The following is a 26153-nucleotide window of genomic DNA, read 5'->3' as shown; positions in this document are numbered from 1 at the left end:
GCATGACGAAATGGCAGCGTTGCATCCGATCTGGCCCGCAAACGAAAAACCCCGGAAGCTTGCGCTTCCGGGGCAGGTGCCCGGCAGTGACGATGCCAGGTGGGAGGAAGCTTACCAGCCGGCCAAGACCTGGCCCTTGAAGCGCTCGGCGACGAAGGCCTTCACCTCGGGCGTGTGATAGGTCTCAAGCAGCGTCTTGACCCAGGGCTTGTCCTTGTCGGCGGTGCGCACCGCGATGACGTTGACATAGGGACCCTTGGCGTCCTCGCGCAGGATCGCGGAGGTCGGATCGATCTTGGCGTCGACGGCATAGTTGGTGTTGATCGCGGCGGCGGCGACGTCGGCCAGCGAGCGCGGCGTCTGGGCGGCCTCGATCTCGATGATCTTCAGCTTCTTCGGGTTCGAGGTGATGTCGGCGACCGTCGGCTTGAAGCCGGTGCCGTCCTTGAGCTTGATCACGCCCTTGTCCTGCAGCAGCAGCAGGGCGCGCCCGCCATTGGTCGGATCGTTCTGGATCGCGACCGTGGCCCCGTCCGGAATTTCGGCCCAGCTCTTGTACTTCGACGAGTAGATGCCGAGCGGGAAGTTCACGGTCAGGCCGACGCTGGTCAGCTTGAAATTCCGGTCCTTCACCTGGTTGTCGAGATAGGGCTGGTGCTGGAAGGAGTTGGCCTCGAGCTCGCCGGCGTCGAGCGCCTGGTTCGGCACGACATAGTCGGAGAACTCGATGATCTTGATGTCGAGCCCCTTCTGGGCGGCGAGCGGCTTCACCTTCTCGAGGATCTCGGCATGCGGGCCGGGCGAGACGCCGATGCGGAGCACCTGGTTCTGCTGGGCGAGCGCCGGGCCGGCGACGGCGACTGCGAAAGCGGCGGCGAGTATGGTCCTGCGGGTGGTCATGGAACGGACTCCGTTCTTCTAGGATTGCGGGAGGCGACGGCTTCACCAGGTAGGTAGGATCGAGCCCTTGAAGCGCTCGGCGACGAAGGCCTTGATCTCGGGCGAGCGGTAGCTGTCGACCAGCGCCTGCACCCAGGGCTTGTCCTTGTCGACGCTGCGCACCGCGATCAGGTTGGTGTAGGGGCCCTTGGGCGCCTCGCGCAGGATCGCCGAGTTCGGGTCGAGCTTGGCGTCGACAGCATAGCTCGTATTGATCGCCGCGGCAGCGACGTCGGCGAGCGAGCGCACCGTCTGCCCGGCTTCGATCTCGACGATCTTCAGCTTCTTCGGGTTGTCGGTGATGTCGAGCACGGTCGGCTTGAAGCCGGTGCCGTCCTTCAGCTTGATCACGCCCTTGTCCTGCAGCAGCAGCAGGGCGCGGCCGCCATTGGTCGGGTCGTTCTGGATCGAGACGGTGGCGCCGTCCGGCACCTCGGCCCAGCTCTTGTACTTCGCCGAGTAGATCCCCATCGGGAAATTGACGGTGGTCGCGACGCTCGCGATCTTGAAGCCGCGATCCTTCACCTGGTTGTCGAGATAGGGCTGGTGCTGGAAGGCATTGGCTTCGAGGTCGCCGGTGTCGAGCGCCTGGTTCGGGATGACGAAATCCGAGAACTCGAAGATTTTGAGCTCATAGCCCTTCTTGGCGATGATCGGCTTGATCTGCTCGACGATCTCGGCATGCGGGCCGGGGGTGACGCCGATGCGGATCACCTGGTTCTGCTGGGCGAGGGCGCCCGAAGCGGGCAAGGAGAGGGCGGCGGCGGCAGCCAGCAGGCTGCGCCGGGAAAGCAAGGTCGACATGGTAGGCTCCGGCTGAAGAAGAAGGTTCGCGTGGCGCTCAGGCGTGGCGCAGGCGTTTGTTGAGATGGCGGGCGAGGCGGTCGCCGAGGCTCTGCACGGCCTGGACGAGGACGATCAGGACGGCGACGACGGCTGCCATCACTTCCGGCATGAAGCGCTGATAGCCATAGCGGATGCCGAGATCGCCGAGGCCACCACCGCCGACGGCGCCGACCATGGCCGAGAAGCCGATCAGGCTGACCAAAGCGAGCGTCAGGCCGAGCGTGATCGCCGGCAGCGCCTCGGGGACGAGGACCTTGCACACGATCTGCACCGGCGTCGCGCCCATCGAGCGGGCAGCCTCGACCAAGCCCTGGTCGACCTCGCGGATCGCGCCCTCGATGAGGCGGGCGATGAACGGCGTCGCCGCGACCGTCAGCGGCACGGTCGCCGCCGTGGTGCCGATCGAGGTGCCGGCGATCAGCCTTGTGAACGGGATGATCGCGACGACGAGAATGATGAAGGGCGTCGAGCGCGTGGCGTTGACCAGCGTGCCGAGGATGGCGTTGACGGCCGGGGCGGCGAAAAGCTCGCCACGCTTGCTCGTCGCCAGGAAGACGCCGAGCGGCAGGCCGAGCAAGGTGCCGAGCCCGGCGGCGATCGCGACCATCAGCAGCGTGTCGCCGGTGGCCTGGATGATCAGGCGGATGAGTTCAGGCGACATGACCGATAACCTCTGCCTTGAGTTCGAGGCCCTTCAGCGCGCCGAGCACGGCACCGAGGCCGGGTTCTTCGGAGGGAACCGAGACGAGCAGGCTGCCGAAGGGTTTGCCGGCGATGGCGTCGATTCGCCCCGCCAGGATGTTGACGTCGATGCCGATCGTGGAGCCGAGCCGGCTGATCACCGGCGCGGTGGCGTTGGCGCCGGAGAAGGTGACGCGCAGCACGGCGCTGCCGCCGGCCAGCGGCGTCTCGCGCAGCCGCCCGGCAAGATGGGCCGGCAATTCGACGCCGGTCACCGTTTCGACGAAGCGGGCGGTCGTCGGGTGCTGCGGCCGGGTAAAGACCTCGAAGGTCTCGCCTTCCTCGACGATGCGCCCGCCCTCGATCACCGCGACGCGGTCGCAGATCTCCTTGATCACCGGGATCTCGTGGGTGATCAGAAGGATGGTGACGCCGAGCTCGCGGTTGACCTGCTTGAGCAGCGCCAGGATCGACTGCGTCGTCTCGGGGTCGAGTGCCGAGGTCGCCTCGTCGCAGAGCAGGACCTTCGGGTCGGTCGCCAGCGCCCTTGCGATACCGACACGCTGCTTCTGCCCGCCCGAGAGCTCGGCCGGATAGCGCTCGCGCTTGTCGGCGAGACCGACGAGGTCGAGCAGTTTCTCGACCCGCGCAGCGATCTCGCTCTTCGGCGTGCCGTCGATCTCGAGCGGCAGCGCGACATTGTCGAACACCGTGCGCGAGGAGAGCAGGTTGAAATGCTGGAAGATCATGCCGGTCGAGCGGCGGCGCGTCCGCCAGCCGGCCTCGGTCAGATCGGTGACATCGTCGCCCTCGATCAGGATGCGGCCGGAGCTGGCGCGCTCCAGCCCGTTGACCAGGCGGATCAGAGTCGACTTGCCGGCGCCGGAGCGGCCGATCACGCCGACGATCGCGCCGCGCGGCACATCGAGGTCGATGCCTTCCAGCGCCGTGACCGGCTTCTGGCCGCGCCGGCCGGCGAAGACCTTGCCGACCCGCTCGAAGCGGATGACCGGCTCGGCCAATGGCGCGATCTCGGCCGCGACGCGGAAGGCGTCGGGTTTCAGGGGGGCGTTCATCATGACCTCAGTATAGCGTGTGGCAGGACCAGTGGGTGATGCTGATCTGCTCGAGCGTCACCTGCCGGACCGATCGGCGCTGCGCCTCGTCGTCGACCGAAAAGGAGGGTTGGTCGAGCCGGCGTGGCGCGGCGGGCAGAGCCTCGCCGAGCCAGAGCGCGAGGCGCCGGCGCAGGGTTTCGAGCCCGGACATCACTCGCCTCAGGCCGCCAGCCGCGTCTGGCCCTGACGGCGCGGCGCGACGAGCAAACGGGCGGCGCGTTCGGCCGCGCCTGGCGTCGCGAAGCGCTCGCCCTCGAGCCGGTCGAAGGCCGAAGCCGCCGAGATGAAGGTGAAGAAGCGCTCGCCGGCGCGGCGCGCCACCAGCCCGGCCTGGGTCTCGCCGACCTCGATGACATAGGCGAGTGTGGACTGGGCGAGCGTCGGCTGGGCGACGACGGTCTGATCGGATGCAAGGGAAGTGAACTGCGACATGACGTGACCTCCGCCGCGATGCGGCGTCTCGAATGATGAATCTGTTCGGAAGAAAATCCGCCGCACGGGCGGTCTCAGCGCTGGCTCAGCGCCGACAACAGAACATCATCGAACGAAGGGTCGGTTCGATCGGAGGAAGGAAATGCTCGGTCATGTTGCTCTCCGCTTTAGCGTTTGGTGACGCGGCGCAAGCTGCTCGCTCAAATCTCCGCGGCCACGGGGCTGAGCCGGTGACAGGCCTAATCTAGGCAGTGTCGTTCTTCGTGTCAATCCAATCGTTCTTTTAAAGAGACATGTTCCCGGAGAAGAATTTTCTCCGGACGTCGAGCCGGCCGAAACTGCGCGCGGAGCCTTGAATGGCGCATCGCAGCGCCTGTTCTGGTGCGCCGCCATTCTGACCTGCTATCGTCCCGGCATGGCTATTCGCGATTCGGACCTCGCATGAACCAGGCGGTGCGCGGCGTCAGCATCGCCGACGGGCGGATGACGATCGACGGCGTCGCCGGCGCCTTCATCCAGGCCGTCGGCCGCCCGCTCGCTCTGGAGGCGGACGGGCTCGCTCTGGTGCGCGGCCATGTCTGGCGCGAGGGTGTGCGGCACGAGGCCAACCGCATCGAGGGACGGGCTCGGCCGCGCGAGGCGAGCCTGCACCGGGCCGGTCATCCTGGCGAGGCCCATGACATCGCCCTGACGATCCGGCCCTTTCCGACCGAAGGCGCGCAGGCGCCATTGCTGCGGCTCGGCCTTGCCGGCGATGCGCAGGAGGCCGGGTTCGACCAGAACTACCGCGCCGACCTCTTCCTGCCGCAGCCGCTCTTCGCCGAGCTCGGCCGCGATCTCGTCGAGAAGGCGCCCCTGCATTTGTCGCTCAGCGCCGCGACCGATCTATGGCTGCGCGAGGCCGAGCCCGAGGCATTGCCCGGCCGCCCGCTCGCCTTCCATCTCGGGCTCGAGGCCGCCAGCGGCCGCAGCGCCAGCGGCCATGGCCGGGTCGAAGCGATCGAATGGGGCAGGGCCGCCACCGCCAGCCCGGCCCAGCAGGCCCAAGCCGATGCGGCCGCCGAGGCCGATCCCGAAGAGGAGCCGGAGGATCCGGTGTCCGAGCAGCTCAGGCGGATCAATTGGAGCCTGAAGCAGGTCCTGATCGTGCTCGCCTTCCTGATGTTGATCATTGCGCTGAAATAGCGCCGAACCTTCCTGCCCTGCCGGCGTTGCTTCGGGACAAGCCAGGGACAGAGGGCCATGCTCGACATTCTCCCCGCAGCCGACCATGTCGCCGCCTTCCGCATCAGCGGCACGCTGACCGAGCCGGATTTCGACCGGCTGATCGCCGAGATCGAGGCCAAGCTCGAACGGCATGAGAAGCTCGGCATCCTCGCCGATCTTACCGGCTTCGAGGACATGACCTTCCGCGCCGGCCTCAAGGATGCCCGCTACGGCTTCGGCAAGATCCTGCAATGGCACCGTTTCCCGCGTGAGGCTGTCGTCACCGACAAGGGCTGGATCGAGACCCTGGTCGCGATTGCGAGCCCGCTCGTGCCCTTCGTCGAGGTCAGGAGCTTCAAGCCGGGCGCCTTCGACGCGGCGCTCGCCTGGGCGAGCGAGATCGAGGGCGGTCCCGACGCCTGATTCCCCGTTTTCACCCCGAGCCGGCGGGAAACGCGCCGGCTCCAAAATGAACGGCAGCCGACCGAGCCGTTCAGGCGGAGTTCCGCAGCCCGCTGGTCAAATGCCCATCAGCAGACGAAGGAGACCAGTCATGCGTCACATTCTCATCGCCGCGGCCATCGCACTGGGCGCCGCCGCCACGCCGGCCGCTGCCGGCGAGGCCTTTGGCGGCGCGGCCGGCCTCGACAAGCTCGAGGCGACCTATGTCCGCCACAACCGCGAGCACCGGATGTGGGAGATCCAGCGCAATATGGAGCGCCAGCACCGCTATGAGCGCCGCCATCGCTATCGCGACGGCTACGGCTATGGCTATGGCCGCCGCCATGGCGGCCCGCCGCCCTGGGCTCCGGCCCATGGCCGCCGCCACCGCGACGCCTACGACCGCTGGTAAGGCGGTCCGTCCCCCGCGCCCTTCGTGCCCCTGTTCCCCACAAGCGAAGGGCGCGGGAGTTCTTCAGGAAAGCACCGGGAACCACAACAGAGAACCCTCTCCTGAAAGGAGAGGGCAGGGTGAGGTGTAGGCGGTCGAACCAGCTCCGCGAGCGCTCACCGCGCGGTCGGGTTCAAGCCCGCTTTCAGTCCGAACACCTCACCCCTGCCCCTCTCCTTCCAGGAGAGGGGTTCCCCGCGCTTCCCACGCGCAGGCGTCTTCCCCGCCCGCAGGCTCGCCTGCGGGCGTTGTCGCATCTGAGGGGCAGCGGAGCGCCGCGAGGCGCGGTTTGGTATCCGCTTCCATTGAGCCAGGAAGCGGCGCGGATGGGTTGAGCCACCACCCGCACGCCCCGTGGCGCTCCGCCGGCGGCGATTTGAAAACTCCGGGCCGCGCTTCATTCGGACTTTGCCCCGATCCCGCCCGCTGCCTTCGCCAGTTCCCCTCATCGGGGCGTCGCGTCGGCGCTCGGACGGCTTACGATCGGCGGCAGGTCCAGCTAGCGAGCTCCTCGCGCAGGGGCCGTAGTACCCCCAGGTCGGTTCCCGAAGCCTCTTGGGACCGGGTTGCAAGCCCGGCCGCAGGCGCCGCACCCACCCCGCCAAACGACATGCCTCCGGTCGGCCGCCCCTCGGGGATGGGATGCGGGCGATCATACGGGAGGTTGGGAGGGCGGGGATTGTTCAAGTGTCTATCCCCGCATTCCCCCTCCCCGTCATGGTCGCCCTTGTGGCGACCATCCACGTCTTTGCACCCGAGCGTACGGGCACTGCATTGGCGAGCATGTCATCAGCGCCGCAAAGACGTGGATGGTCGCCACAAGGGCGACCATGACGGGCGAAGCGTCGGCGCTCTTGCCGCTGGCCGAGCCGCCCGCCATCCTGCCGACATGAAGCGCAAGGGTGGCTGGGTCTACATCATGACCAACCGGCCGAACGGCACGCTCTATCTCGGCGTGACGAGCGATCTGCCGCGACGCGTCCACGAGCATCGCGAGGGGCTGCTCGCCGGCTTCACCAGGACACACGGCCTCAAGCGGCTCGTCTGGTACGAATGGCATGACGAGATCGGGGCCGCGATCCAGCGCGAGACCTCGATGAAGCGCTGGTACCGCGCCTGGAAGACCCGGACGATCATGGCGCGCAATCCGGACTGGAACGACCTCTACGACGAGTTGGCGTGACCGCGCCGGGCGCTATCCCGCGCTCACCCGTCATGGTCGCCCTGGTGGCTTGCGGCAGCGGGACTCGGCGAAACGGCTTCACGCTGGGGCTCCGTCATGGTCGGGCTCGTCCCGACCATCCACGTCTTGCACCAGTTACGCTTGGCTAGGCCGCCGTCAGCACCGCGTCATGGTAGGGTCTGTCCCGACCATCCACGTCCGTGCGCGGTGACGACCAGCCTCAATACCCGCAGCGAAGAGCGCGCCGTCAGCGTCGCGAGACGTGGATGCTCGGCACAAGGCCGAGCATGACGGTGGTGGCGCAGGAATCTCGACCCTGCCTTCTCCCGGATGAGGGCCTGCCCTCGGTGCAGAAGGCCGCAGCGGCTCCGTTGCGTTCAGATGATCAGCTGCGGGGGGCACCCTTGCCACTCTACCATCCGGGAGAGGGGTTCCCCGCGCCGGTCCGTCATGGTCGCCCTTGTGGCGACCATCCACGCCTTCGCCCGCTGAAGCCGGCGACAGCCTTCCTAGCGACCCCCCTGCCAGCAGCGCCGCAAGACGTAGATGGTCGCCACAAGGGCGACCATGACGAAAGGGTAACGGAACCGAAGCGCCGGATGAGGACGTGTATTTGGCCGCGCGCCGCGCTGCTAATCGACGCTCCTTGTTGCACATTTTATAGTTGGAATCAGCATGTTGCGCTCTCCGTGCGAATCGAATTTCATTGAAATTTCAAACACGCTGGGGAGCTTAAATTGACGCTTAATTTTACAATAAAATACGATTCTGGGTCGAGTGATTTCAACGGCCTTGATCAATACTACGGATCTCAATCCCTGTTTGGGATATCTCAAGCACTGATGATCTCTTTGAATGCCTTTCTGAACCGTGAGATTATTACACAAGCTCCGTCCGCAAAAGGATTCCGATTGGTGCTCGGAGCCAGCAAAAAAGGCAGCTGGGAGCAATTAATTCAACTTGTAGTGACCGATCCGAACACTCAAGCTCTCATCGCTGATCTCGGCAAAAATGCTCTCTATGACCTATTAAAGTACATTCTAGCGGGGGGTGTCGGATTGCCCGCAGCCTTGCACTATCGAAAATCAAGAAAAAGAATGAGGGAGCTTGAGCGAGAAAACGACGATCTACATGAAAAACTTGATGACGCTCTCAAACGTGCCCACTCGCCCGTCAAACATCAGGGACTCAACATACAAATAATGAGTGGAAGGACCAATCTCGTCACTTTTGACGACATGACTCTTCAGTTCATTGAAACCGAATTCATAAGCGACGAAACGGAGATTATTCGCTGCGCGGTCAACCGATTTAATACGCGAACTGGCAACGGCTGAGTTATATCGGATATTGACTCAATTTCAGTTCCCTTTTTTCCAGCATCACCACTGAGCAAACCATCAACTTCGCGCTTAGCAGACAATCTAGCGCTGCTGGCGCGGGATGAATTTACAGAGATAGAACTCCTTGTATCTCCCATAACTGATGGATCAGGTCGTCTGAAACGCTATCGTCTGCACAGGGTCCTCGACGCTCATTAGTTACCTCCGCCGCCTTTTCTCCCCCGCTCCCTTGGGTCGCGACTCCGGCACCGGGCCCATCTCGTCGAGCCCGGGCTTCCGCGGTCGCGCCACGCTCGCCTTCGGTCGGCCCTCGCCCCCGCCCCAATTGTGCGGGCCCATATCGGCGTCGGTCGGCTTGCGGGCGCGGGTCGGAAGGTTGGCACTCGCCCCGTAGCTGCGTTCGCCCTGGTATTTGCCCGCGCTGCCCTCGACATCGCTCTGGCGGGCGAGGGGATCGTCGGCGATGGCGAGCTCGGTCGCCTGCAGGCGCTTGATCTCGTCGCGCAGGCGCGCGGCGGTCTCGAATTCGAGGTCGGCGGCAGCCTCGCGCATGCGCTTTTCGAGATCGGCGATCGCAGCTTTCAGGTTGTGGCCGGCGACCGGCGCCTCGACCAGCCCGCGATCGACGGTGACATGGTCGCGCTCATAGACCGAGCCCAGAATGTCGCCGATGTTCTTTTTCACCGTCTGCGGCGTGATGCCGTGCTCTTCATTGTAGGCGAGCTGCTTCTCGCGCCGGCGATTGGTCTCGGCCATCGCCCGCTCCATCGAGCCGGTGATGTGGTCGGCATAGAGCACGACCTTGCCGTCGACGTTTCGCGCGGCGCGGCCGATGGTCTGGATCAGCGAGGTCTCCGAGCGCAGGAAACCTTCCTTGTCGGCATCGAGAATGGCGACGAAGCCGCATTCGGGAATGTCGAGGCCCTCGCGCAGCAGGTTGATGCCGACGAGGACATCGAACGTCCCGAGGCGCAGATCACGGAGGATCTCGATGCGCTCGATCGTGTCGATGTCGGAGTGCATGTAGCGCACGCGCACGCCGTTCTCGTGCAGGTACTCGGTCAGGTCCTCGGCCATGCGCTTGGTCAGCACGGTGACGAGGGTGCGGTAGCCCTTCTCGGTGACCTCCTTGACCTCGTCCAAGAGGTCGGCGACCTGGTGCTTGGCCGGCCTGATCTCGACCGGCGGGTCGATCAGCCCGGTCGGGCGGATGACCTGCTCGGTGAAGACGCCGCCGGTCTGCTCCATCTCCCATGAGCCGGGTGTGGCCGAAACATGCACCGAGGCGGGGCGCATCGCGTCCCATTCCTCGAAGCGCAGCGGCCGGTTGTCCATGCAGGAGGGCAGGCGGAAGCCATATTCGGCCAATGTCGCCTTGCGGCGGAAGTCGCCCTTGTACATCGCGCCGATCTGCGGGACCGTGACATGGCTTTCGTCGGTGAAGACGAGGGCGTTGTCGGGCAAATATTCGAACAGGGTCGGCGGCGGCTCACCCGGCTTGCGGCCGGTGAGATAGCGCGAATAGTTCTCGATGCCGTTGCAGGAGCCGGTCGCCTCGATCATCTCGATGTCGAAGGTGCAGCGCTGGTCGAGCCGCTGCGCCTCGAGATAGCGCCCCATGCGGTTGAGCTCGTCGAGCCGGCCTTTCAGCTCCTCCTTGATCGACTTGACCGCCTGGTTCAGCGTCGGCCGCGGCGTGGTGTAGTGCGAATTGCCGTAGACCTTGATGAATTCGAGCTCGCCGGTCTTCTGGCCGGTCAGCGGATCGAATTCGGAGATGCTCTCGATCTCGTCGCCGAACAGGCCGATGCGCCAGGCGCGGTCCTCATAGTGGGCCGGGTAGAGCTCGACCGTGTCGCCCCGGACCCGAAAGGTGCCGCGCGCAAAATCGTGCTGGACGCGCTTGTATTGCAGGGCCACGAGGTCGGCGATCAATTGGCGCTGCTCGATGCGCTCGCCGAGCTTCAGCGAGAAGGTCATCGCCGTATAGGTCTCGACCGAGCCGATACCGTAGATGCAGGAGACGCTGGCTACGATGATCACGTCGTCGCGTTCGAGCAGCGAGCGCGTCGCCGAATGGCGCATCCGGTCGATCTGCTCGTTGATCGAGGATTCCTTCTCGATATAGGTGTCCGAGCGCGGCACATAGGCCTCGGGCTGGTAGTAGTCGTAATAGGAGACGAAGTACTCGACCGCATTGTCGGGGAAGAAGCTCTTGAACTCCCCGTACAACTGGGCGGCCAATGTCTTGTTCGGCGCGAGGATCAGCGCCGGGCGCTGCGTCTCCTCGATCACCTTGGCCATGGTGAAGGTCTTGCCGGAGCCGGTGACGCCGAGCAGCACCTGATCGCGCTCCTGCCGGCTGATGCCGTCGACGAGATCGGCGATCGCGGTCGGCTGGTCACCTGATGGAGAGAAATCGCTCTTCATCTGAAAACGCACGCCGCCTTCCGATTTCTCGGGGCGGGCGGGGCGGTGCGGCACCCAGGCCTTGCCAGGCTCGATGAACGGGCTGCCGGTCTCCAGCAGCGCCTGCAGCGACTGCGCCGTCAGCGAGGCCGCGGTCTCGCCATCCGAGCCGGCGAAGGCGGCATCGGCCTTCTTGGAGAGCTTGCGCTTCCTGGTCTCGCCGGCATCGCCCGGCCGCGCCTCGTAGCCCGCCTGCGGCGTGTCCTTGAAGCCGGAGGCGCCGCCCGGCACTGCCGTACCCCGGTTGATCGCCGGGTTGAGCAGGTCGGCGAGATAGCCTTCCAAAGGCTTCAGATCAGGCTTGGTCGCCTTGGAATTGGGCGTGCGGGCGCTCGCCGGCTTCTTCGCGGGCTTCTTGGTCGCGGCCTTTGCGGCCTCGGCGGCGGGGCGTTCCGCCTCGGGCGAGGCGGTGTCGGAGCTGGCATCGGGGCGCTTTGGCATTGTCGCAATATGGGCGCAGATCGCCGCCGATGCGAGAGGGCAGGGACGCGCTCCCTCTCGATTGATGACAGGAGTTGACAGGAGATGATATGCTCGCATTAGTTGCATATCTATATGATGCAATCAATGGGAGCGGCCATGCCGGGGGGCGGGGCTGGGACCGATGCGGCGGCTGTCGACGCCTTCATCGCGAAATGGCGTGTCTCGGAGGGCGCGGAACGGGCTGCCTACGCGCAGTTCCTGACCGAGTTCTGCCGGCTGATCGGCGCCGGGACGCCGCTGCCCCCGACCAGCGATGCCGAGGCGGTGACCTATCGCTTCGAATATCCGGTGGCGTTCCACGATGCCGCCGGTACGAGCGGCACCGGCCGCATCGATCTCTACAAGAAGTCCTGCTTCGTGCTCGAAGCCAAGCAGAGCCGCCTCAAGGGCCAGCGCAAGGAGATCCTGCTGGCCGAGGCGGGTGCGGAAGAACCCTCGGCCGCACCGCGCGGTCGCCGCGGCGCCGACCGCGCCCTCGACGTCAAGATGCTGCACGCCAAGCGCCAGGCCGAGCATTATGCCCGCGCTTTGCCGGCTTCGCATGGCTGGCCGCCCTTCATCATCCTCTGTGATGTCGGGCACTGCTTCGAGTTCTATGCCGACTTTTCCGGCCAGGGGAAGAACTACGCCCAGTTCCCCGACCGGCACCGCTTCCGCGTCTATCTCGACGATCTCCGCGACCCGGCGATCCGGGCCCGGATCGCCCGGATTTGGTCCGATCCCGCCGCACTCGACCCGGCCCGCCATGCCGCGCTGGCGACGCGCCAGATCGCAACGCGGCTCGCCGCCGTCTCGAAGGCGCTGGAGCGTCGCTACGATGCCGAGGATGTCGCGCTCTTCCTGATGCGCTGCCTCTTCACCATGTTCGCCGAGGATGTCGGCCTGATCCCGCGCGACAGCTTCAAGCGCTTGCTGCGCGAATGCCAGGAGTCCCCGAGGAGCTTCAAGCCGCTGGTCGAGGATCTCTGGCGGGCGATGGATCGTGGCGACTATTCCTCGGCGGTGCGGGCCCAGATCAAGCAGTTCAACGGCCGGATGTTCGCCGAGCCGCAGGTCTTCGCGCTCGGCCGCGACGGCATCGCCGAATTGCTGGCGGCGGCCGAGCATGATTGGAGCCTGGTCGAACCGGCGATCTTCGGCGCCCTGCTCGAACAGGCGCTGGAGCCGGCCGAGCGGGCAAGGCTCGGCGCGCATTACACGCCGCGCGCCTATGTCGAGCGCCTGGTCGTCGAGACCGTGATCGCGCCGCTGCGCGACGATTGGCGGGCGGTGCTCGGCGCCGCCCAGCAGGCGCGCGATGGCGGCAGTGCGCGCACCGCGCTGGCGCTGGTCGAGGCCTTCCACATGAAACTCTGCAAGACGCGGGTGCTCGACCCTGCCTGCGGCACCGGCAATTTCCTGCATGTCGCCCAGGACCTGATGAAGCGGCTCGAGGGCGAGGTGCTGGAGACCGCCGCGGAGCTCGGCGCGGTCGAGCATTTCGGCGGTTTTGCCGAACGCGGCGTCGGGCCGGGCCAGTTCTTCGGCATCGACGCCAATCGCCGGGCGGTGGCGATCGCCGATCTGATGCTCTGGATCGGCTATCTGCAATGGCATCTGCGGACGCGGGCCTACGCGCCGCGCGAGCCGATCTTACGGAAGCTCGCGCAGATCGTGCCGGGCGACGCGCTGCTGACCTGGGATGATTGGCCGGTGCCTTCGGTGGAGGCCGGCCGCGAGGTCGCGCCGGCCAATCCGCGTCCGCCGCCCTGGCCGGAGGCGGAGTTCATCGTCGGCAACCCGCCCTTCATCGGCGGCAAGGACCTGCGCCGGCGCCTCGGCGACGGCTATGTCGCGGCGCTGCGGCTGGCCTGGCCGCAGATGAACGAGAGCGCCGACCTCGTCATGTACTGGTGGGATCGGGCCGCCGCGCTGCTCACCGCACCGGGCACGGCGCTGCGACGCTTCGGTTTCGTCACCACCAATTCGATCACCCAGCTCTTCCAGCGCCGCACGGTCGAGCGGCATCTCGATGCGCGGAGCCCGGTCTCGCTGCTGCTGGCGGTCGCCGACCATCCCTGGACCAAGGCCGGCAAGGACGCCGCCGCGGTACGCATCGCCATGACGGTGGCCGCCGCTGGCCAGCATGAGGGACGGCTGCTCGAAGTCACCGCGGAGACGGGCCTCGACAGCGATCAGCCGCAGATCGGCTTTGCCGAGCGGGCGGGCCGGATCAATGCCGACCTCACCATCGGTGCCGACGCCTCGCGGGCCCGGCCATTGCTTGCAAACGAGGCCCTGTGCTCGCCTGGCGTCAAGCTGCACGGGGCGGGCTTCATCGTCTCGCCGGACGCCGCGCAGGCGCTCGGCCTCGGCCGGCGGCCCGGGCTCGAAGCCCATATCCGGCCCTATCGGAACGGGCGCGATCTCACCGCCCGCCTTCGCGGCGCCCTGGTGATCGATCTGTTCGGGCTCGATGCCGGCGAAGTCCGCGAGCGCTTCCCGGAGGTCTACCAGCACGTCAAGTTGACGGTGAAGGAGGCCAAGGATGCGACCGGCAGGCTTGTTGGCCGCGATGCCAACAACCGGCAGTCCTATCGCGATCTCTGGTGGGTCTTCGGGGAACCGCGCCGCGAATTGCGCCCGGCGCTTTCCGGCCTGCAGCGCTACATCGCAACGGTCGAAACCGCCAAGCATCGCGTCTTCCAGTTCCTCGACCAGGCGATCCTGCCGGACAACATGGTCATCGCGGTCGCGCTCTCCGACGCCTTCCATCTCGGCGTGCTGTCCTCGCACTTCCACGCGATCTGGAGCCTGCAGCAAGGCGGGACCTTGGAGGACCGGCCGCGCTATTCCAAATCGCGCTGCTTCGACCCTTTTCCCTTCCCCGACGCCACGGAGAGCCAGAAGCAGGTGATCCGCGGGCCGGCCGAGGCGCTCGACGCCTTGCGCAAGCAGGTGCTGGCGGCGCATCCCGGGCTGACGCTGACCGGGCTCTACAATGTCCATGACAAGATCCGGGCGGGTTTGCCGCTGACGCCCGGCGAGGAGAATCTCCGCGACCGCGGTCTCGTCCTGATCCTCGGGGAGCATCACGACGCCATCGATGCCGCTGTCGCCGCGGCCTATGGCTGGCCGGTCGATGCCGGTGCGGAGGACGTGCTTTCCCGCCTGGTCGCCCTCAACCGTGAGCGCTGGAGCGAGGAGGCGCGCGGCACGGTGCGCTGGCTACGGCCCGACTATCAGCGCCCGCGCTTCGGGGAAGGCGGCGGCATGGGCGAGCAGGTCGAGGCGGCCGAACTCTTGTCGCTGCCTACCGCCGCGGCCGGCCTGCCTGCCTTTCCAACCCAGCCGGTCGAGCGGGTCGCTGCCGTGCTCGCCGTCCTGGCCAGGGGCGGTGCGCCGCTCGATGCCGAGGCGATCGCCATGCAATTCCGGCAGGGGCTCAAGGTCCGCCCGGCCATTCGCGCCGTCCTCGTTTCGCTGGCGCGGGTCGGCGAAGTCTCGACGGCCGATGGCGGCAGGCGCTTCGGCCGCCGTTTCGCGGCGCAGGGTTAGAGCATTTTCGAGCGAAGTGGACACCGGTTCGCGTGAAGAAAATGCGATCTGAAAAGAGATCGAGCATTTCCGTGTTTCAGGGAAATGCTCAAAAACTGTCGCGCCAGCGTCACGCCGCTGTCGCGCGGCTGCAAACTCCGGGCGCGAAGCGGGGGCCTTCCGCTCTTCCCAACCCGGAGTCCTCCATGCGTCTGCGCCTCGCTGCCGTCCTGCTTCTCTCGTCCACCATGCTCGCCGGCGCTCAGGATGCGTCCCAGGGAGGCTCGAAGGAGTTCCCGGCCAAGCTGGTCGGCCATGCCCTGCTGCCGGCCAACACCATCATCCCGGCCCCGGCCGATGCGCCGGCCGATCTCAAGGTCTCCGGCAAGTTCGTCACGCCCGGCAAGCGCGTCGAGCAGGTCGGCTCGGTGATGGGCACCTCGGGCGGACGCCCGACCGGCCTCTCCACCCCCTTCGCCGGCCAGCCGGTGCAGGGCTTCTCCGGCATCCGCTCGCTGGGCAATGGCGAGTTCCTGGTGCTGACCGATAACGGCTTCGGCGCCAAGGCGAACTCACCGGACGCGATGCTGTTCTTCCACCGCCTCAAGGCCGATTTCGAGGGCGGCAAGATCGAGCGCAGCGCCACCACCTTCCTGCACGACTCCGACAAGAAGGTGCCGTTCCGCATCGCCAATGAGGGCACCGAGAAGCGCTACCTGACCGGCGCCGATTTCGATCCGGAATCGATCCAGCCGATCGGCGACAAGATCTGGATCGCCGAGGAGTTCGGCCCCTATCTCATCCGCGTCGACCAGAGCGGCAAGGTCGAGGCGGTGTTCGAGACGCTCATCGACGGCAAGCCGGCCCGCTCGCCCGACCATTTCGCCGTCACCACGCCGGCTGCCCCGAACCTGCCGGTCGCGTTCAATGTCCGCCGCTCCAAGGGCTATGAGGGCATGGCGCAGTCGCCGGATGGTCGTTTCCTCTATCCGCTGCTCGAAGGCCCGCTCTGGAACGCCGAGACCAAGGGCAATGAGGAGCTCGACGGCAAGGAAGTGCTGCGCATCCTCGAATTCGACGTGCAGAACGAGAAGTGGACCGGCCGGTCCTGGTTCTTCCCGCTCGAGCAGAAGGGCCTCGCCATCGGCGACTTCAACATGATCGACAGCACTACAGCGCTGATCATCGAAAGGGATAACGGCGAAGGCAGCGCCGACAAGGCCTGCGCTGCCGGCCAGAAGGGCCCGGACTGCTTCCACGACCTCGCCAAGTTCAAGCGCATCGTCAAGATCGAGATGAACGACGCCAATGTCGGCAAGGCCGTGCGCAAGATCGGCCATGTCGACCTGATGAAGATTGCCGATCCCGACAAGAAGGCGAAGCTGGGCGCCATCGACGGCGTGCTGCCCTTCCCCTTCTTCACCATCGAGAATGTCGACGTGGTCGATCTCGCCAAGGGCATCATCGTCGTCGGCAACGACAACAACCTGCCCTTCTCCTCGTCGCGCGACCCGAAGAAGGCCGACGACAACGAGCTGGTGCTGATCGAGGTCAAGGAACTGCTCGCCGCCAAGTGAGGCGCCAAACGAGGCGCTGAGCGCGCCGCAAAGCCGTCGCCGGGCTGCTCAGCCGATCAGCCCGGCCATGGCGACCACGACAGGCCCCATCAGCGGTAGCAGCACGTTCGAGATCGCATAGGTCACGGTGTAGCCGATCACCGGGATCGAGTTGCCGGCGAGCGAGACCAGGGCGCTGATCGAGGGCGTGCTGCAATGCTGGCCGGCAATGGCGCCGAGCAGGATCGGCCCCTCGATCCTGAGCAGATAATGGCCGATATAGAGCGAGGCCACCGCCGGCAGGGCCGAGACCAGGACGGAGAGCACCGGCAGGACGAGCCCGTATTGCTTGAGCAGGGCGAAGGCGTCCGGCCCGACCGAAAGCCCGACCGCGGCGATGAAGGTCGCCAGCCCGAAATCCTTCATGAAGGCGGCGGCCTCGGACGGGATCGCGCCGCTCTGCGGCCGGTGCATGTGCAGCCAGCCGAAGACCAGGCCGGAGACCAGCGCCCCGCCGCCCGTGCCGAGGGTGAGGTCGAGCGCCCCGATCTTCAGGCTGAGCTCGCCGAGCAGGAGCCCGGCGACGATGCCGAGCCCGAGCATGACGAAATCGGTCGCCGCGCTGGGCGAGAGCAGATGGCCGAGTTCCGGGCCGGCGCGGGCGATCGCATCCTCCGTACCGTACAGGGTCAGGATGTCGCCCTGTTCCAGGATGGTGCCCGGCAAGGCGGGGATGTTCTGGCCGAGCCGGCGGATCCGCGAGATGAAGACGCCGCGCCGCAATTCGGCACTGGCAAGCCGGCGCAGGTCGCGGATCCTGCGGCCGCGGACCTCTTGCCGGGTCAGAACCACCTCGCGCTCGACCAGCGGAGCATTGGCGCCGGGCGGCATTGGCACCTCGGCTCCGAGCCGCTCGCTGATCGCGATCACGGCGCGCCGCCGGCCGACCACCAGCACGATGTCGTCGGCTTCCAGCATCGTATCGGTGGTCGCCTTGTCGAAGCTGCCGCTGCGCCCGACCTGCGTGATGGTGACGACCCCGTTGACAGTGTTCTCGAAGGCGCCGACGCTGCTTCCGCCGATCGCGCCGGCGCGGAAACCGCGCGAGACGATCTCCGGCACGCCGTTTTCCTTCGCGGTATCGTCATCGGCGCCGAGCTCGCGGGCAAGCGCAGCCGAAGCCTCGCGCACATTGATCCCGAGCAGGAGCGGGCCGATCTGCGTGGTGAAGACGACGATGGCGACGAGTCCGAACAGATAGGTGATGCTGTAGGCGGTCGCCATATTGCCCTGCAGGCGCTCGATTTCGGCGACAGGCAGGGCAAGGCGCGTCATGGCCTCCGAGGCGGTGCCGAGCACGGCGGATTCGGTGGCCGAGCCGGCGAAGAGCCCCGAGGTCGTGCCGGCATCGAGGCCGAACACCAGGATCGCCGCTGCGAGCAGCAGCAGCACCGTGCCCACCTCGACGAAGGACAGGATGCCGTAGCGCCAGCCGCCGCGGATATTGTTGAAGAATTGCGGCCCGGCCGTGAAGCCGAGCGCGAAGATGAACAGCGCGAAGGCGACGTTCTTCAGGTCGGGGCTGATGGTGACGCCGAGCTGCCCGATCGCCAGCGCGACGAACAACGTGCCGCAGACGCCGCCGATTTCCACCGAGCCGATCCTGATCTTGCCGATGAGATGGCCGAGCGCCAGCGACACGAACAGGGCGACGACCGGTTGCGCGATGAACGACACGATGAAGCCCCGCCATGGTGCCAGCGACCAGCTGACTATCGGCGGCGTCTTCTGCGCGTGCAAGTTGGACGCAGGGCCAATGATCGCGGCTTAATGGGTCGCGGCCTATTGGTCCGCGCTTGCTGGCTTGGCGTCCAGCTCAGCAGATCGCGTTGCGCAGCGCCGGCGCCAGCAACAGCTCCGCGGCGGAGCCGGTCTGGATCCAGCTCTTCGCCGAGGCGTCCTCCTCGCGCGGGTCGATCCGCAGCACGATCTGCTCGAGATCGCCGAGGCGGCAGAGGCGCTCGCGCGAAATCTCGGTGGTCATCGGCCCTTCCGGCTGCGCGCTGTCCTCGTTGCTGGCGACGATCGGCGCGCTGTCGGGCAGGCCGATCGTGACGGTGCGCAGCCGCGTCGCGATCGGGGCATTGCCGGAGAGCAACCGCATCCGGAGGCCGACATCGCCGGGCCGGCTGCCCTCGCGGACCGCGAACTCCAGCCTGATCTCCCGGCCGCGATGCTGGCCGAAGCCGATATTGCCGAGGATCGCCGAGGCAATCCGGCGATCGGCCGGGCCGGGCGCGGCATCCGAACGCTGCTCGGCGAAGACCGCGGTCGCCGGTGCGATCTGCGTCGCGATCGTGGTCGAGCGCATCTCTTCGGGGCGCAGATAGCGCATCGTGTCGGCCGGGGTCGACACGGTCAGTTTCAGGAAGGAGCGGTCGAGCCCCATCGCATCGAGATGGCGGGCGATCTTGGCGTCGATCTCGCCGGTCGCCTGCTCCTGCTTGACCGTGCGCTGTTCCTTGGTCTCCTTGACCAGCTCGCGTGTCTCGATGATGCGGTCGCCCTCGCGACGGCGCACGATCTGGTAGTCGCGCACCGTCGTCGTCTCGGTCTCGACGATGGTCTGCTGATGCACGCCGATGCGCGATTGCGGCGGGATGATCCGCCTGACGCCGCCGGCGAGGACGAAGGTGCAGGCCGAGGAGCAGAGCGGGCTGCGCTCGTCGATGGTGCCCAGTGCCGGACCGCGCTGGCTCAGCACGGTCCGCGCCACCGCGATGTCGAGTCCTTGCTGGCGGATCAGCTCGCCCATGGCGATCGCGACCTCGACCGTGCCGCCGGTCGAATAGATCAGGATCGGCAGCTTGCGGCCGCCGAGCCCGGCGAGGGCGCGGCGCAGCTCTTCCAGCGTGCCATTGGTGATCGCGCCCTGGGCGGCGAGCCATTCGCGGCAATGCGGCTCGCAGCCCGGTTCGGCGCTGCGGACCGCCATGATCCGCATGGGTTCCGGTGCCGGCGCAGGCTTGTCCTGCGCCACTGCCGGCAAGGCGAGCAGCGAGACGGCGAGCGCCAAGCAGGAGGCGATGCGGGACACGAGAGCAGGAGACTCCATGAAGAGGCCGCGCAAGGGAAGCCCAGGCGCACCGATTTGACAACCGCTTGCGCCGGTCAACGGGTTCCGGCGCCATGGCGGCTGCTGCGGCGACGGGCTGACGCTTCACACCCCCGATTGGGCGGCTTTGAGGCGCTCTCGCGACGCGGCGATGGCTTCGCGCTCAGGCGGTGATCTGGTCGATCTCCGCCAGCTCTTCGGCCGAGAGCTTCCATTCGGCCGCCTTCACATTGGCGGCGATCTGCTCGGGCCGGGTCGCGCCGGCGATCACGCTGGAGACCACCGGCTGCCCGGCGAGCCAGGAGAAGGCGAGCTCGACCAGGGTCTTGCCGTGCTTCTCGCAGAAGGCGGAGAGCTTCTCGGTCTTGCGCCAGTTCTCCTCGGTCAGCACCTCGCCGGCGCGCTGTGCCTCACGGGTCATGCGGGCGCCTTCCGGCATCGGCTGGTTGCGCCTGTACTTGCCGGTGAGCAGGCCGTTGGCGAGCGGGAAATAGGGCAGGAGGCCCATGCCGAAATGACGGGCGGCCGGGATCAGCTCCTTCTCGGCGCCGCGCACCAGCAGGCTGTACTCGTCCTGGCAGGAGGCGAAGCCCTCGATGCCATGGGTCTTCGCCGTCCAATGAGCGTCGGCGACCTGCCAGCTCGGCAGGTTCGAGCAGCCGATATAGCGCACCTTGCCCTGGCGGATCAGATCCTCGAGCGTGCGCAGGGTCTCGTCGATCGGCGTCAGCGGATCGGGACGGTGAATCTGGTAGAGGTCGATCCAGTCGGTCCTGAGCCGGCGCAGCGAATCCTCGACCGCATTCATGATGTAGGCGCGCGAGCCGCCCTTCTTGAGGCCCTCCTCATCCATGTTCATGCCGAACTTGGTCGCGAGCACGATCTGCTTGCGGCGGGCGCCGAGCACCTCGCCGAGCGCGGTCTCGGAGCCGCCGCGATTGCCGTAGATGTCGGCGGTGTCGAACAGGGTGATGCCGTGTTCGATGGCGGCATCGACGACCTTGCGCGTCGCTTCAAGGTCGATCCGCCCGCCGAAATTGTTGCAGCCGAGCCCGACGAGCGAGACGCGCAGGCCCGAGCGGCCGAGATTGCGGGTAAGCATGGCGGTTCCTCTCCTTATAGCTGCGCATAGAGGACCAGAGCTGCGCGCAAGCGGCAAGCGTGTTCGGCGCGGACGGGGTGACGCGCCAGGCGCAGGTCGCTGCGATCCACCGATGCGCGCGCAATTGACCAAACGCAAAGCAATGACCAAATGATCGGCTAGAACAAGCTTACCAAACCCTGATACAGCCGGAGATCCCATGGCCCCGATGATCAAGAGCGTCTTCACCGCCTATACGGAAGAAGGCGAGGGCGAGCGCGAGGCGGCGCTCGGCTATGCTCTGTCGCTCGCGCAGCAGGCCGGCGCGCATCTGACCGTCCAGGCGGCGGCGATGCGCTACAATGTCCCCGGCACGCTGATCGGCGATTTCGGCACGGCCTTCGTCGCCGCCGAGAACCGCCGGATCACCTCGCTGGCGAAGCGTTTCGCGGAGCTCGCCCGGACCAGCGCCGGGCTCGCCGGCGTGACCAGTACGGTCGAGACGCCGGAACTAATCTATGCCGAGCTCGGCGGGCGCCTGGTCGGCCAGGCCCGTGTCCATGATCTCAGCGTGCTCGACCTCGAGAAGGACGCCGCCGAGCGCGATCGCGGCCTGATCGAAGCCGCCCTGTTCGACTCGGGCCGGCCGGTGATCATCGTGCCGCCGGAGGTCGAGCGCTTCGCCTGCGGTCGCATCCTGATCGCCTGGGACGGCAGCGCGACCGCTGCCCGGACGGTGGCGGAGGTTCGCCCATTCCTGGCCGGGGCGGAGGTCGAGATCCTCTCGGTCACCGGCGAGAAGGACCTGTCGAAATACGTCGCCGGGGCGGAATTGGCGCCGCATCTGTCACGGCACGGCGCCGCTGTCAGTGTCCGCAATGTCGCCCTGTCGGCCGGCCAGGACGTCGCCGAGGCGATCCGCATGGCCGCCGCGGAGTTCGACGCCGATCTGATCGTCTGCGGCGCCTACAAGCATTCGCGGCTGCGCGAATGGATTCTCGGTGGCGTCACCCAGTCGCTGCTGAAGTCCAGCTCGCGGCCGCTGCTGATGAGCCACTGAGCCCGCGCGGCGGCGCCCCGGTCAGCCGGGTCTCGCCTGACCGAGCCATGTCGAAAACCCCGCGCGCCGCCAATGTGGCGCGCGGCCAGCTAGCGCGATAGCGGGTTTGGCGATCAGCCGGAACGCGAGGATGACGGCACCGGTCACAGCGCGCTGGCCGGAGACGGCTCCTGCTGCGCCAGCACGCGCGCGGCGTCGGCCGACAGCAATGGCGAGGCGCTCTGCCCTTCCCGGATGCCGGACGCAAGCAGCGCAGCATCGCCCGCCGCACCCGAGACCCCACCGGCGCTCACCACCACGCCGAGGCCTTGCCCCAAGCCGGCGAGCGCCCGCACCATGCTCGCCGCCTCCTTGTCCTGCATGTTGGAGATCAGGCGGCGGTCGATCTTCACCTTGTCGAAGCCGAACTCCCGGATGTGGTAGAGGTTCGAGTAGCCCGTGCCGAAATTGTCGAGCGCGACCCGCACGCCTGCCTGCCGCAGCGCACCCAGGGCCGCTTTCGCGGCATGCAGGTCATGCACGATCGCGCTTTCCGAGATGTCGACCTCCAGTCGCGATGGCGGCAGCCCCGCAGCCCGGATCGCCGCAAGGACATTGTCGCTCAATGTGCGGTTCTTGAGCTGGGCCGGCAGGATGTCGACCGAAAGGACGATGTCGTCGGGCCATTCGCGCGCAGCCTGGCAGGCGATGGCGAGGACGCGCCCGGCAAGCTGGTGGATCAGCCCGGTTTCCTCGGCGACCGGCAGGAAGCGCTCGGGTGAGAAACGCTCGCTGCCCGCAACCACCCAGCTCGGCACCGCTTCGAACCCGGTCACCCTGCCGCTGGCGAGATCGATCGATGGGCGGAAGCGGGGCCGGATCTGGTCCTGCTGCAGCGCCTCGCGCAGTTCCCGTTCGATCTGCTGCCGCTGGCGCACCAGCCGGTCCATGTCTTCCTCGAAGAAGCGGAAGGCGGAGCGGCGTTCGCCCTTGGCACGATAGAGGGCGAGATCGGCCTTGCGCAGCACCTCGGGCGCCGTCTGCGCGTCGTCCGGCAGGAACGCGATGCCGATTCCGGTCGCGACGCGGTGCTCGACCCTGCCGATCACGATCGGCTCGGCCAGGTTGTCGATGACGCGCAGCGCGATATTGGCGCTGGATTCCAGCCCCATCAGGTGCTGCGCCAGCAGCACGAACTCGTCGCCGCCGAGACGCGCCACCAAGTCGCCTTCGCGGACCGAGCGCAGCAGGCGTTCCGCCACGATCAGCAACAGCTCGTCTCCGGTGCCGTGGCCATAGGTGTCGTTGATCTGCTTGAAGCCGTTCAGGTCGAGCAGATAGACCGCGTGCACCTGCCCCTGTGCCGGCGGCGAGGCGGCCGCCCTCGCCAGCGCCTCCTCGAACTGCCGGCGGTTCGCCAGCCCGGTGAGCGGATCCTGATAGGCGAGCGCGCGCGCCCGGCCCTCGGCCGCGATGCGCCGGGCCATCTCGCGCTTCTGTTCGCGATATCGGCGCGCCGCGAAGATCAGCAGACCCACCGCCAGAACGGCGCCGATCAGCAGCGCCTCGTCGAGCTCGATCGCCCTCTGCCCCGTCGCTGCGCCGCCCTGCGTCACGAAGATATCGACCGCATAGGCGACATAGGTGAGCACGAGCACCACGGCCAGGACCATGCCCAGATCCTGGATGCTGATGCGGTGCCGCAGGATGTACTTCCAGACCCTGGACAAGCAGGCCTCCCGAAACCGCGCGCCGGCCCGGTTCCGGCGGCGCGAGAACGCTGTTGTAGAACCGTTTACGCACAAGCCGGAGCCAGGGCCAAAAAAATGCGGCCCGGACGAGTGCCCGGGCCGCCGATGCTGTCATATGGGCGCGAGCCCGTCAGGCCACTTCGGCCTTCTGCTTCTGCGAACGCTTGCGCTCGTTCGGGTCGAGGATCGCCTTGCGCAGGCGGATCGACTTCGGCGTCACCTCGACCAGTTCGTCCTCGTCGATCCAGGCCAGCGAACGCTCCAGCGTCATCCGGATCGGCGGGGTCAGGCGTACCGCCTCGTCCTTCGAGGTGGTGCGGATATTGGTCAGCTTCTTGCCCTTGAGCACGTTGACCTCGAGATCGTTCTCGCGGGTGTGCTCGCCGACGATCATGCCCTGATAGACCTTCCAGCCCGGCTCGATCATCATCGGGCCGCGATCCTCGAGGTTCCACAGCGCATAGGCCACGGCCTCGCCGGTCTCCATGGCGATCAGCACGCCGTTGCGGCGGCCGGGGATCTCGCCCTTATAGGGCAGATAGGCATGGAACAGCCGGTTCATGATCGCCGTGCCGCGCGTATCGGTGAGCAACTCGCCTTGATAGCCGATCAGGCCGCGGGTCGGGGCGTGGAAGACGAGGCGCAGCCGGTTGCCGCCCGAGGGCCGCATCTCCAGCATGTCGGCCTTGCGCTCGCTCATCTTCTGCACCACGACGCCCGAATGCTCCTCGTCGACGTCGATGACGACTTCCTCGACCGGCTCAAGCAATTGTCCGTTCTCGTCACGCTCCAGCACGACGCGCGGACGCGAGACGCCGAGCTCGAAGCCCTCGCGGCGCATAGTCTCGATCAGGATGGCGAGCAGCAATTCGCCGCGGCCCGAGACGATGAACGAGTCCTTGTCGCCGGATTCCTCGACCTTGAGCGCGACATTGCCCTCGGCCTCCTTGAACAGCCGGTCGCGGATCATGCGGCTGGTGACCTTGTCGCCCTCCGTGCCGGCGAGCGGGGAATCGTTGACCGCGAAGGTCATCGAGACGGTCGGCGGGTCGATCGGCTGGGCGGCGATCGGCGTCTCGACGCTGGGATCGCAGAAGGTGTCGGCGACGGTGCCCTTCACCAGGCCGGCGATCGAGACGATGTCGCCGGCGACGGCTTCCTCGATCGGCTGGCGCTCGAGGCCGCGGAAGGCGAGGATCTTCGAGATGCGCCCGGTCTCGACGGTCGTGCCGTCGCCCGAAAGCACCTTGATCGTCTGGTTCGGCTTGGCCGTGCCCGAGGTGACGCGGCCGGTGATGATGCGGCCGAGATAGGGGTTGGCCTCGAGCAGCGTGCCGAGCATCCGGAACGGGCCTTCCTCGACCTTCGGCGCCGGCACGTGCTTCAGGATCAGGTCGTACATCGGGGCGAGGCCCTGATCCTGCGGGCCTTCCGGCGAATGCGCCATCCAGCCCTGCTTGCCCGACCCGTAGAGGATCGGGAAATCGAGCTGCTCGTCATTGGCGTCGAGCGCGGCGAACAGGTCGAAGACCTCGTTGATCACTTCCTGGACGCGGGCGTCGGGCTTGTCGACCTTATTGATCGCGACGATCGGGCGGAGGCCGAGCTTCAGCGCCTTGGAGACCACGAACTTGGTCTGCGGCATCGGGCCTTCGGCGGCGTCGACCAGCACGATCGCGGAATCGACCATGTTGAGGATGCGCTCGACCTCGCCGCCGAAATCGGCGTGGCCGGGGGTGTCGACGATGTTGATGCGGGTGTCCTTCCAGACCACCGAGGTGGCCTTGGCTAGGATGGTGATCCCGCGCTCCTTCTCGATGTCGTTGGAATCCATCACCCGCTCGGCGACGCGCTGGTTCTCGCGGAAGGCGCCGGACTGCTGCAGCAGCTTGTCGACCAGCGTGGTCTTGCCGTGGTCGACGTGGGCGATGATGGCGATGTTGCGCATGGACATGCGGAAAGCGGCCTCGGTTGACGACCGCGAGCCGACTGGGATTTCCCGGCCGGCGCAGCCTGAGCGTGAATGGACAATGGGGTTAGTTGCGCTGCACATAGACGCTTGGCGCCGTTTGGGCAACCGGCAAGCCGCGAAGTCCCGCCACGCACCCTGCGGGTTGCCGGCTCATTTCCGGCAGGCGAAGGGCATGAAGGTGCTGGACAGGCCGGCATTCATCCCGGCCATCACCATGATGTTGGCGAGGTTGAGCTCCTCGGCGCTGCGCGGGCAGACATCGGGCGGCGTCTGGCAGCCGGATTCTATGAAGGCATCGTGGCGGACGAGGAAGTTCGGGCCGAGCCCCTTGCTGCCGAAGCGGCGGATCGCCTCGTCATAGGCCTTGCGATAGCGCTCGCATTTCACCGCCGGCCAGTTCTCGCCGCTGCGCATCTGGGCCTGCGCGGCTGCGGTGCCGGGCCACGACCCGCCGGTGACGGGCAGGGCGAGCGGCAGCGAAAGCGCCAGGGCGAGCCCGGCGCGCCGGGAGAGAATTGGGGGCATGGTGGC

At 66.9% G+C, this 26153-nt stretch carries 21 protein-coding genes; 8 read left to right on the top strand and 13 right to left on the bottom strand.

What is annotated here, in order from left to right; translation table 11 throughout:
• Positions 1-111: 111 nt before the first annotated feature.
• From J0J10_RS08905 to J0J10_RS08880, 6 genes are read right to left on the bottom strand one after another with little or no spacing between them, the layout of a single operon-like run.
• On the bottom strand, positions 112-900 hold the full coding sequence (locus J0J10_RS08905) for a MetQ/NlpA family ABC transporter substrate-binding protein (RefSeq protein ID WP_291646149.1): 789 nt from the start codon (positions 898-900) through the stop codon (positions 112-114).
• A 42-nt stretch (positions 901-942) separates the two neighbouring features.
• Positions 943-1743 carry a MetQ/NlpA family ABC transporter substrate-binding protein gene (locus J0J10_RS08900; protein ID WP_291637989.1) on the bottom strand — a complete coding sequence of 267 codons (801 nt, stop codon included), beginning with the start codon at positions 1741-1743 and terminating at the stop codon, positions 943-945.
• Positions 1744-1780: 37 nt separating this feature from the next.
• Positions 1781-2446 (bottom strand): methionine ABC transporter permease, encoded by a 666-nt coding sequence (locus J0J10_RS08895; protein ID WP_291646148.1) that lies wholly within the window; start codon positions 2444-2446, stop codon positions 1781-1783.
• Complete coding sequence (locus J0J10_RS08890; protein ID WP_291646147.1) at positions 2436-3542, bottom strand: methionine ABC transporter ATP-binding protein; 1107 nt, start codon at positions 3540-3542, stop codon at positions 2436-2438. The genes J0J10_RS08895 and J0J10_RS08890 overlap by 11 nt, the downstream gene beginning before the upstream one ends.
• 7 nt (positions 3543-3549) lie before the next feature.
• Positions 3550-3735, bottom strand: a complete 186-nt coding sequence (locus J0J10_RS08885; protein ID WP_291646146.1) for a hypothetical protein — start codon at positions 3733-3735, stop codon at positions 3550-3552.
• A gap of 8 nt (positions 3736-3743) precedes the next feature.
• Entirely contained in the window at positions 3744-4016 is a 273-nt protein-coding gene (locus J0J10_RS08880) for a hypothetical protein (RefSeq protein WP_365877478.1), read from the bottom strand.
• 441 nt (positions 4017-4457) lie between these two features.
• On the opposite strand from J0J10_RS08880, the gene J0J10_RS08875 reads away from it, so the two are divergent.
• From J0J10_RS08875 to J0J10_RS08855, 5 genes are all read left to right on the top strand, one after another.
• Positions 4458-5201, top strand: a complete 744-nt coding sequence (locus J0J10_RS08875) for a hypothetical protein (protein WP_291646145.1) — start codon at positions 4458-4460, stop codon at positions 5199-5201.
• Positions 5202-5258: 57 nt separating this feature from the next.
• Positions 5259-5645, top strand: a complete 387-nt coding sequence (locus J0J10_RS08870) for a SpoIIAA family protein (protein ID WP_291646144.1) — start codon at positions 5259-5261, stop codon at positions 5643-5645.
• A 130-nt stretch (positions 5646-5775) separates the two neighbouring features.
• Positions 5776-6075 carry a hypothetical protein gene (locus J0J10_RS08865; RefSeq protein ID WP_291646143.1) on the top strand — a complete coding sequence of 100 codons (300 nt, stop codon included), beginning with the start codon at positions 5776-5778 and terminating at the stop codon, positions 6073-6075.
• 928 nt (positions 6076-7003) lie between these two features.
• A complete protein-coding gene (locus tag J0J10_RS08860; protein ID WP_291646234.1) occupies positions 7004-7297 on the top strand; it encodes a GIY-YIG nuclease family protein in 294 nt (97 codons plus the stop codon).
• Positions 7298-8034: 737 nt separating this feature from the next.
• Positions 8035-8634 (top strand): DUF7946 domain-containing protein, encoded by a 600-nt coding sequence (locus tag J0J10_RS08855; RefSeq protein ID WP_291646142.1) that lies wholly within the window; start codon positions 8035-8037, stop codon positions 8632-8634.
• A gap of 204 nt (positions 8635-8838) precedes the next feature.
• Here J0J10_RS08855 and uvrB read toward each other — a convergent pair whose 3' ends face one another.
• Positions 8839-11550, bottom strand: coding sequence for an excinuclease ABC subunit UvrB (uvrB, locus tag J0J10_RS08850; RefSeq protein WP_291646141.1), 2712 nt, complete (start codon positions 11548-11550; stop codon positions 8839-8841).
• 138 nt (positions 11551-11688) lie between these two features.
• Here uvrB and J0J10_RS08845 point away from each other — a divergent pair, with 138 nt between their 5' ends.
• Positions 11689-15129 (top strand): class I SAM-dependent DNA methyltransferase, encoded by a 3441-nt coding sequence (locus J0J10_RS08845; protein WP_291646140.1) that lies wholly within the window; start codon positions 11689-11691, stop codon positions 15127-15129.
• Positions 15130-15314: 185 nt separating this feature from the next.
• Positions 15315-16685 carry an esterase-like activity of phytase family protein gene (locus J0J10_RS08840; RefSeq protein WP_291646139.1) on the top strand — a complete coding sequence of 457 codons (1371 nt, stop codon included), beginning with the start codon at positions 15315-15317 and terminating at the stop codon, positions 16683-16685.
• A gap of 48 nt (positions 16686-16733) precedes the next feature.
• On the opposite strand, the gene aspT is transcribed toward J0J10_RS08840, so the two are convergent.
• From aspT to J0J10_RS08825, 3 genes are all read right to left on the bottom strand, one after another.
• Positions 16734-18401, bottom strand: coding sequence for an aspartate-alanine antiporter (gene aspT, locus J0J10_RS08835; protein WP_291646138.1), 1668 nt, complete (start codon positions 18399-18401; stop codon positions 16734-16736).
• Positions 18402-18540: 139 nt separating this feature from the next.
• Positions 18541-19761, bottom strand: coding sequence for a COG3904 family protein (locus J0J10_RS08830; protein ID WP_291646137.1), 1221 nt, complete (start codon positions 19759-19761; stop codon positions 18541-18543).
• A 181-nt stretch (positions 19762-19942) separates the two neighbouring features.
• Positions 19943-20881, bottom strand: coding sequence for an aldo/keto reductase (locus J0J10_RS08825; RefSeq protein WP_291646136.1), 939 nt, complete (start codon positions 20879-20881; stop codon positions 19943-19945).
• Positions 20882-21080: 199 nt separating this feature from the next.
• Between J0J10_RS08825 and J0J10_RS08820 the strand changes: the two genes are divergently transcribed.
• The gene (locus J0J10_RS08820) at positions 21081-21920 is read left to right on the top strand and encodes a universal stress protein (protein WP_291646135.1); all 840 of its coding nucleotides are present in this window, start codon (positions 21081-21083) and stop codon (positions 21918-21920) included.
• Positions 21921-22063: 143 nt separating this feature from the next.
• Here J0J10_RS08820 and J0J10_RS08815 read toward each other — a convergent pair whose 3' ends face one another.
• From J0J10_RS08815 to J0J10_RS08805, 3 genes are all read right to left on the bottom strand, one after another.
• Entirely contained in the window at positions 22064-23629 is a 1566-nt protein-coding gene (locus J0J10_RS08815) for a putative bifunctional diguanylate cyclase/phosphodiesterase (RefSeq protein ID WP_291646134.1), read from the bottom strand.
• 151 nt (positions 23630-23780) lie between these two features.
• A complete protein-coding gene (gene typA, locus J0J10_RS08810) occupies positions 23781-25604 on the bottom strand; it encodes a translational GTPase TypA (RefSeq protein ID WP_291637957.1) in 1824 nt (607 codons plus the stop codon).
• Between the two features lie 168 nt (positions 25605-25772).
• Positions 25773-26147 carry a hypothetical protein gene (locus J0J10_RS08805; RefSeq protein WP_291646133.1) on the bottom strand — a complete coding sequence of 125 codons (375 nt, stop codon included), beginning with the start codon at positions 26145-26147 and terminating at the stop codon, positions 25773-25775.
• Positions 26148-26153: the final 6 nt, after the last annotated feature.

The organism is Allobosea sp. (assembly GCF_017308075.1).
In the GTDB taxonomy this organism is placed as follows: domain Bacteria; phylum Pseudomonadota; class Alphaproteobacteria; order Rhizobiales; family Beijerinckiaceae; genus Allobosea.
The sequence above is the reverse complement of the archived record's forward strand: the minus strand, read 5'-3'. Positions and strand labels throughout refer to the sequence as shown.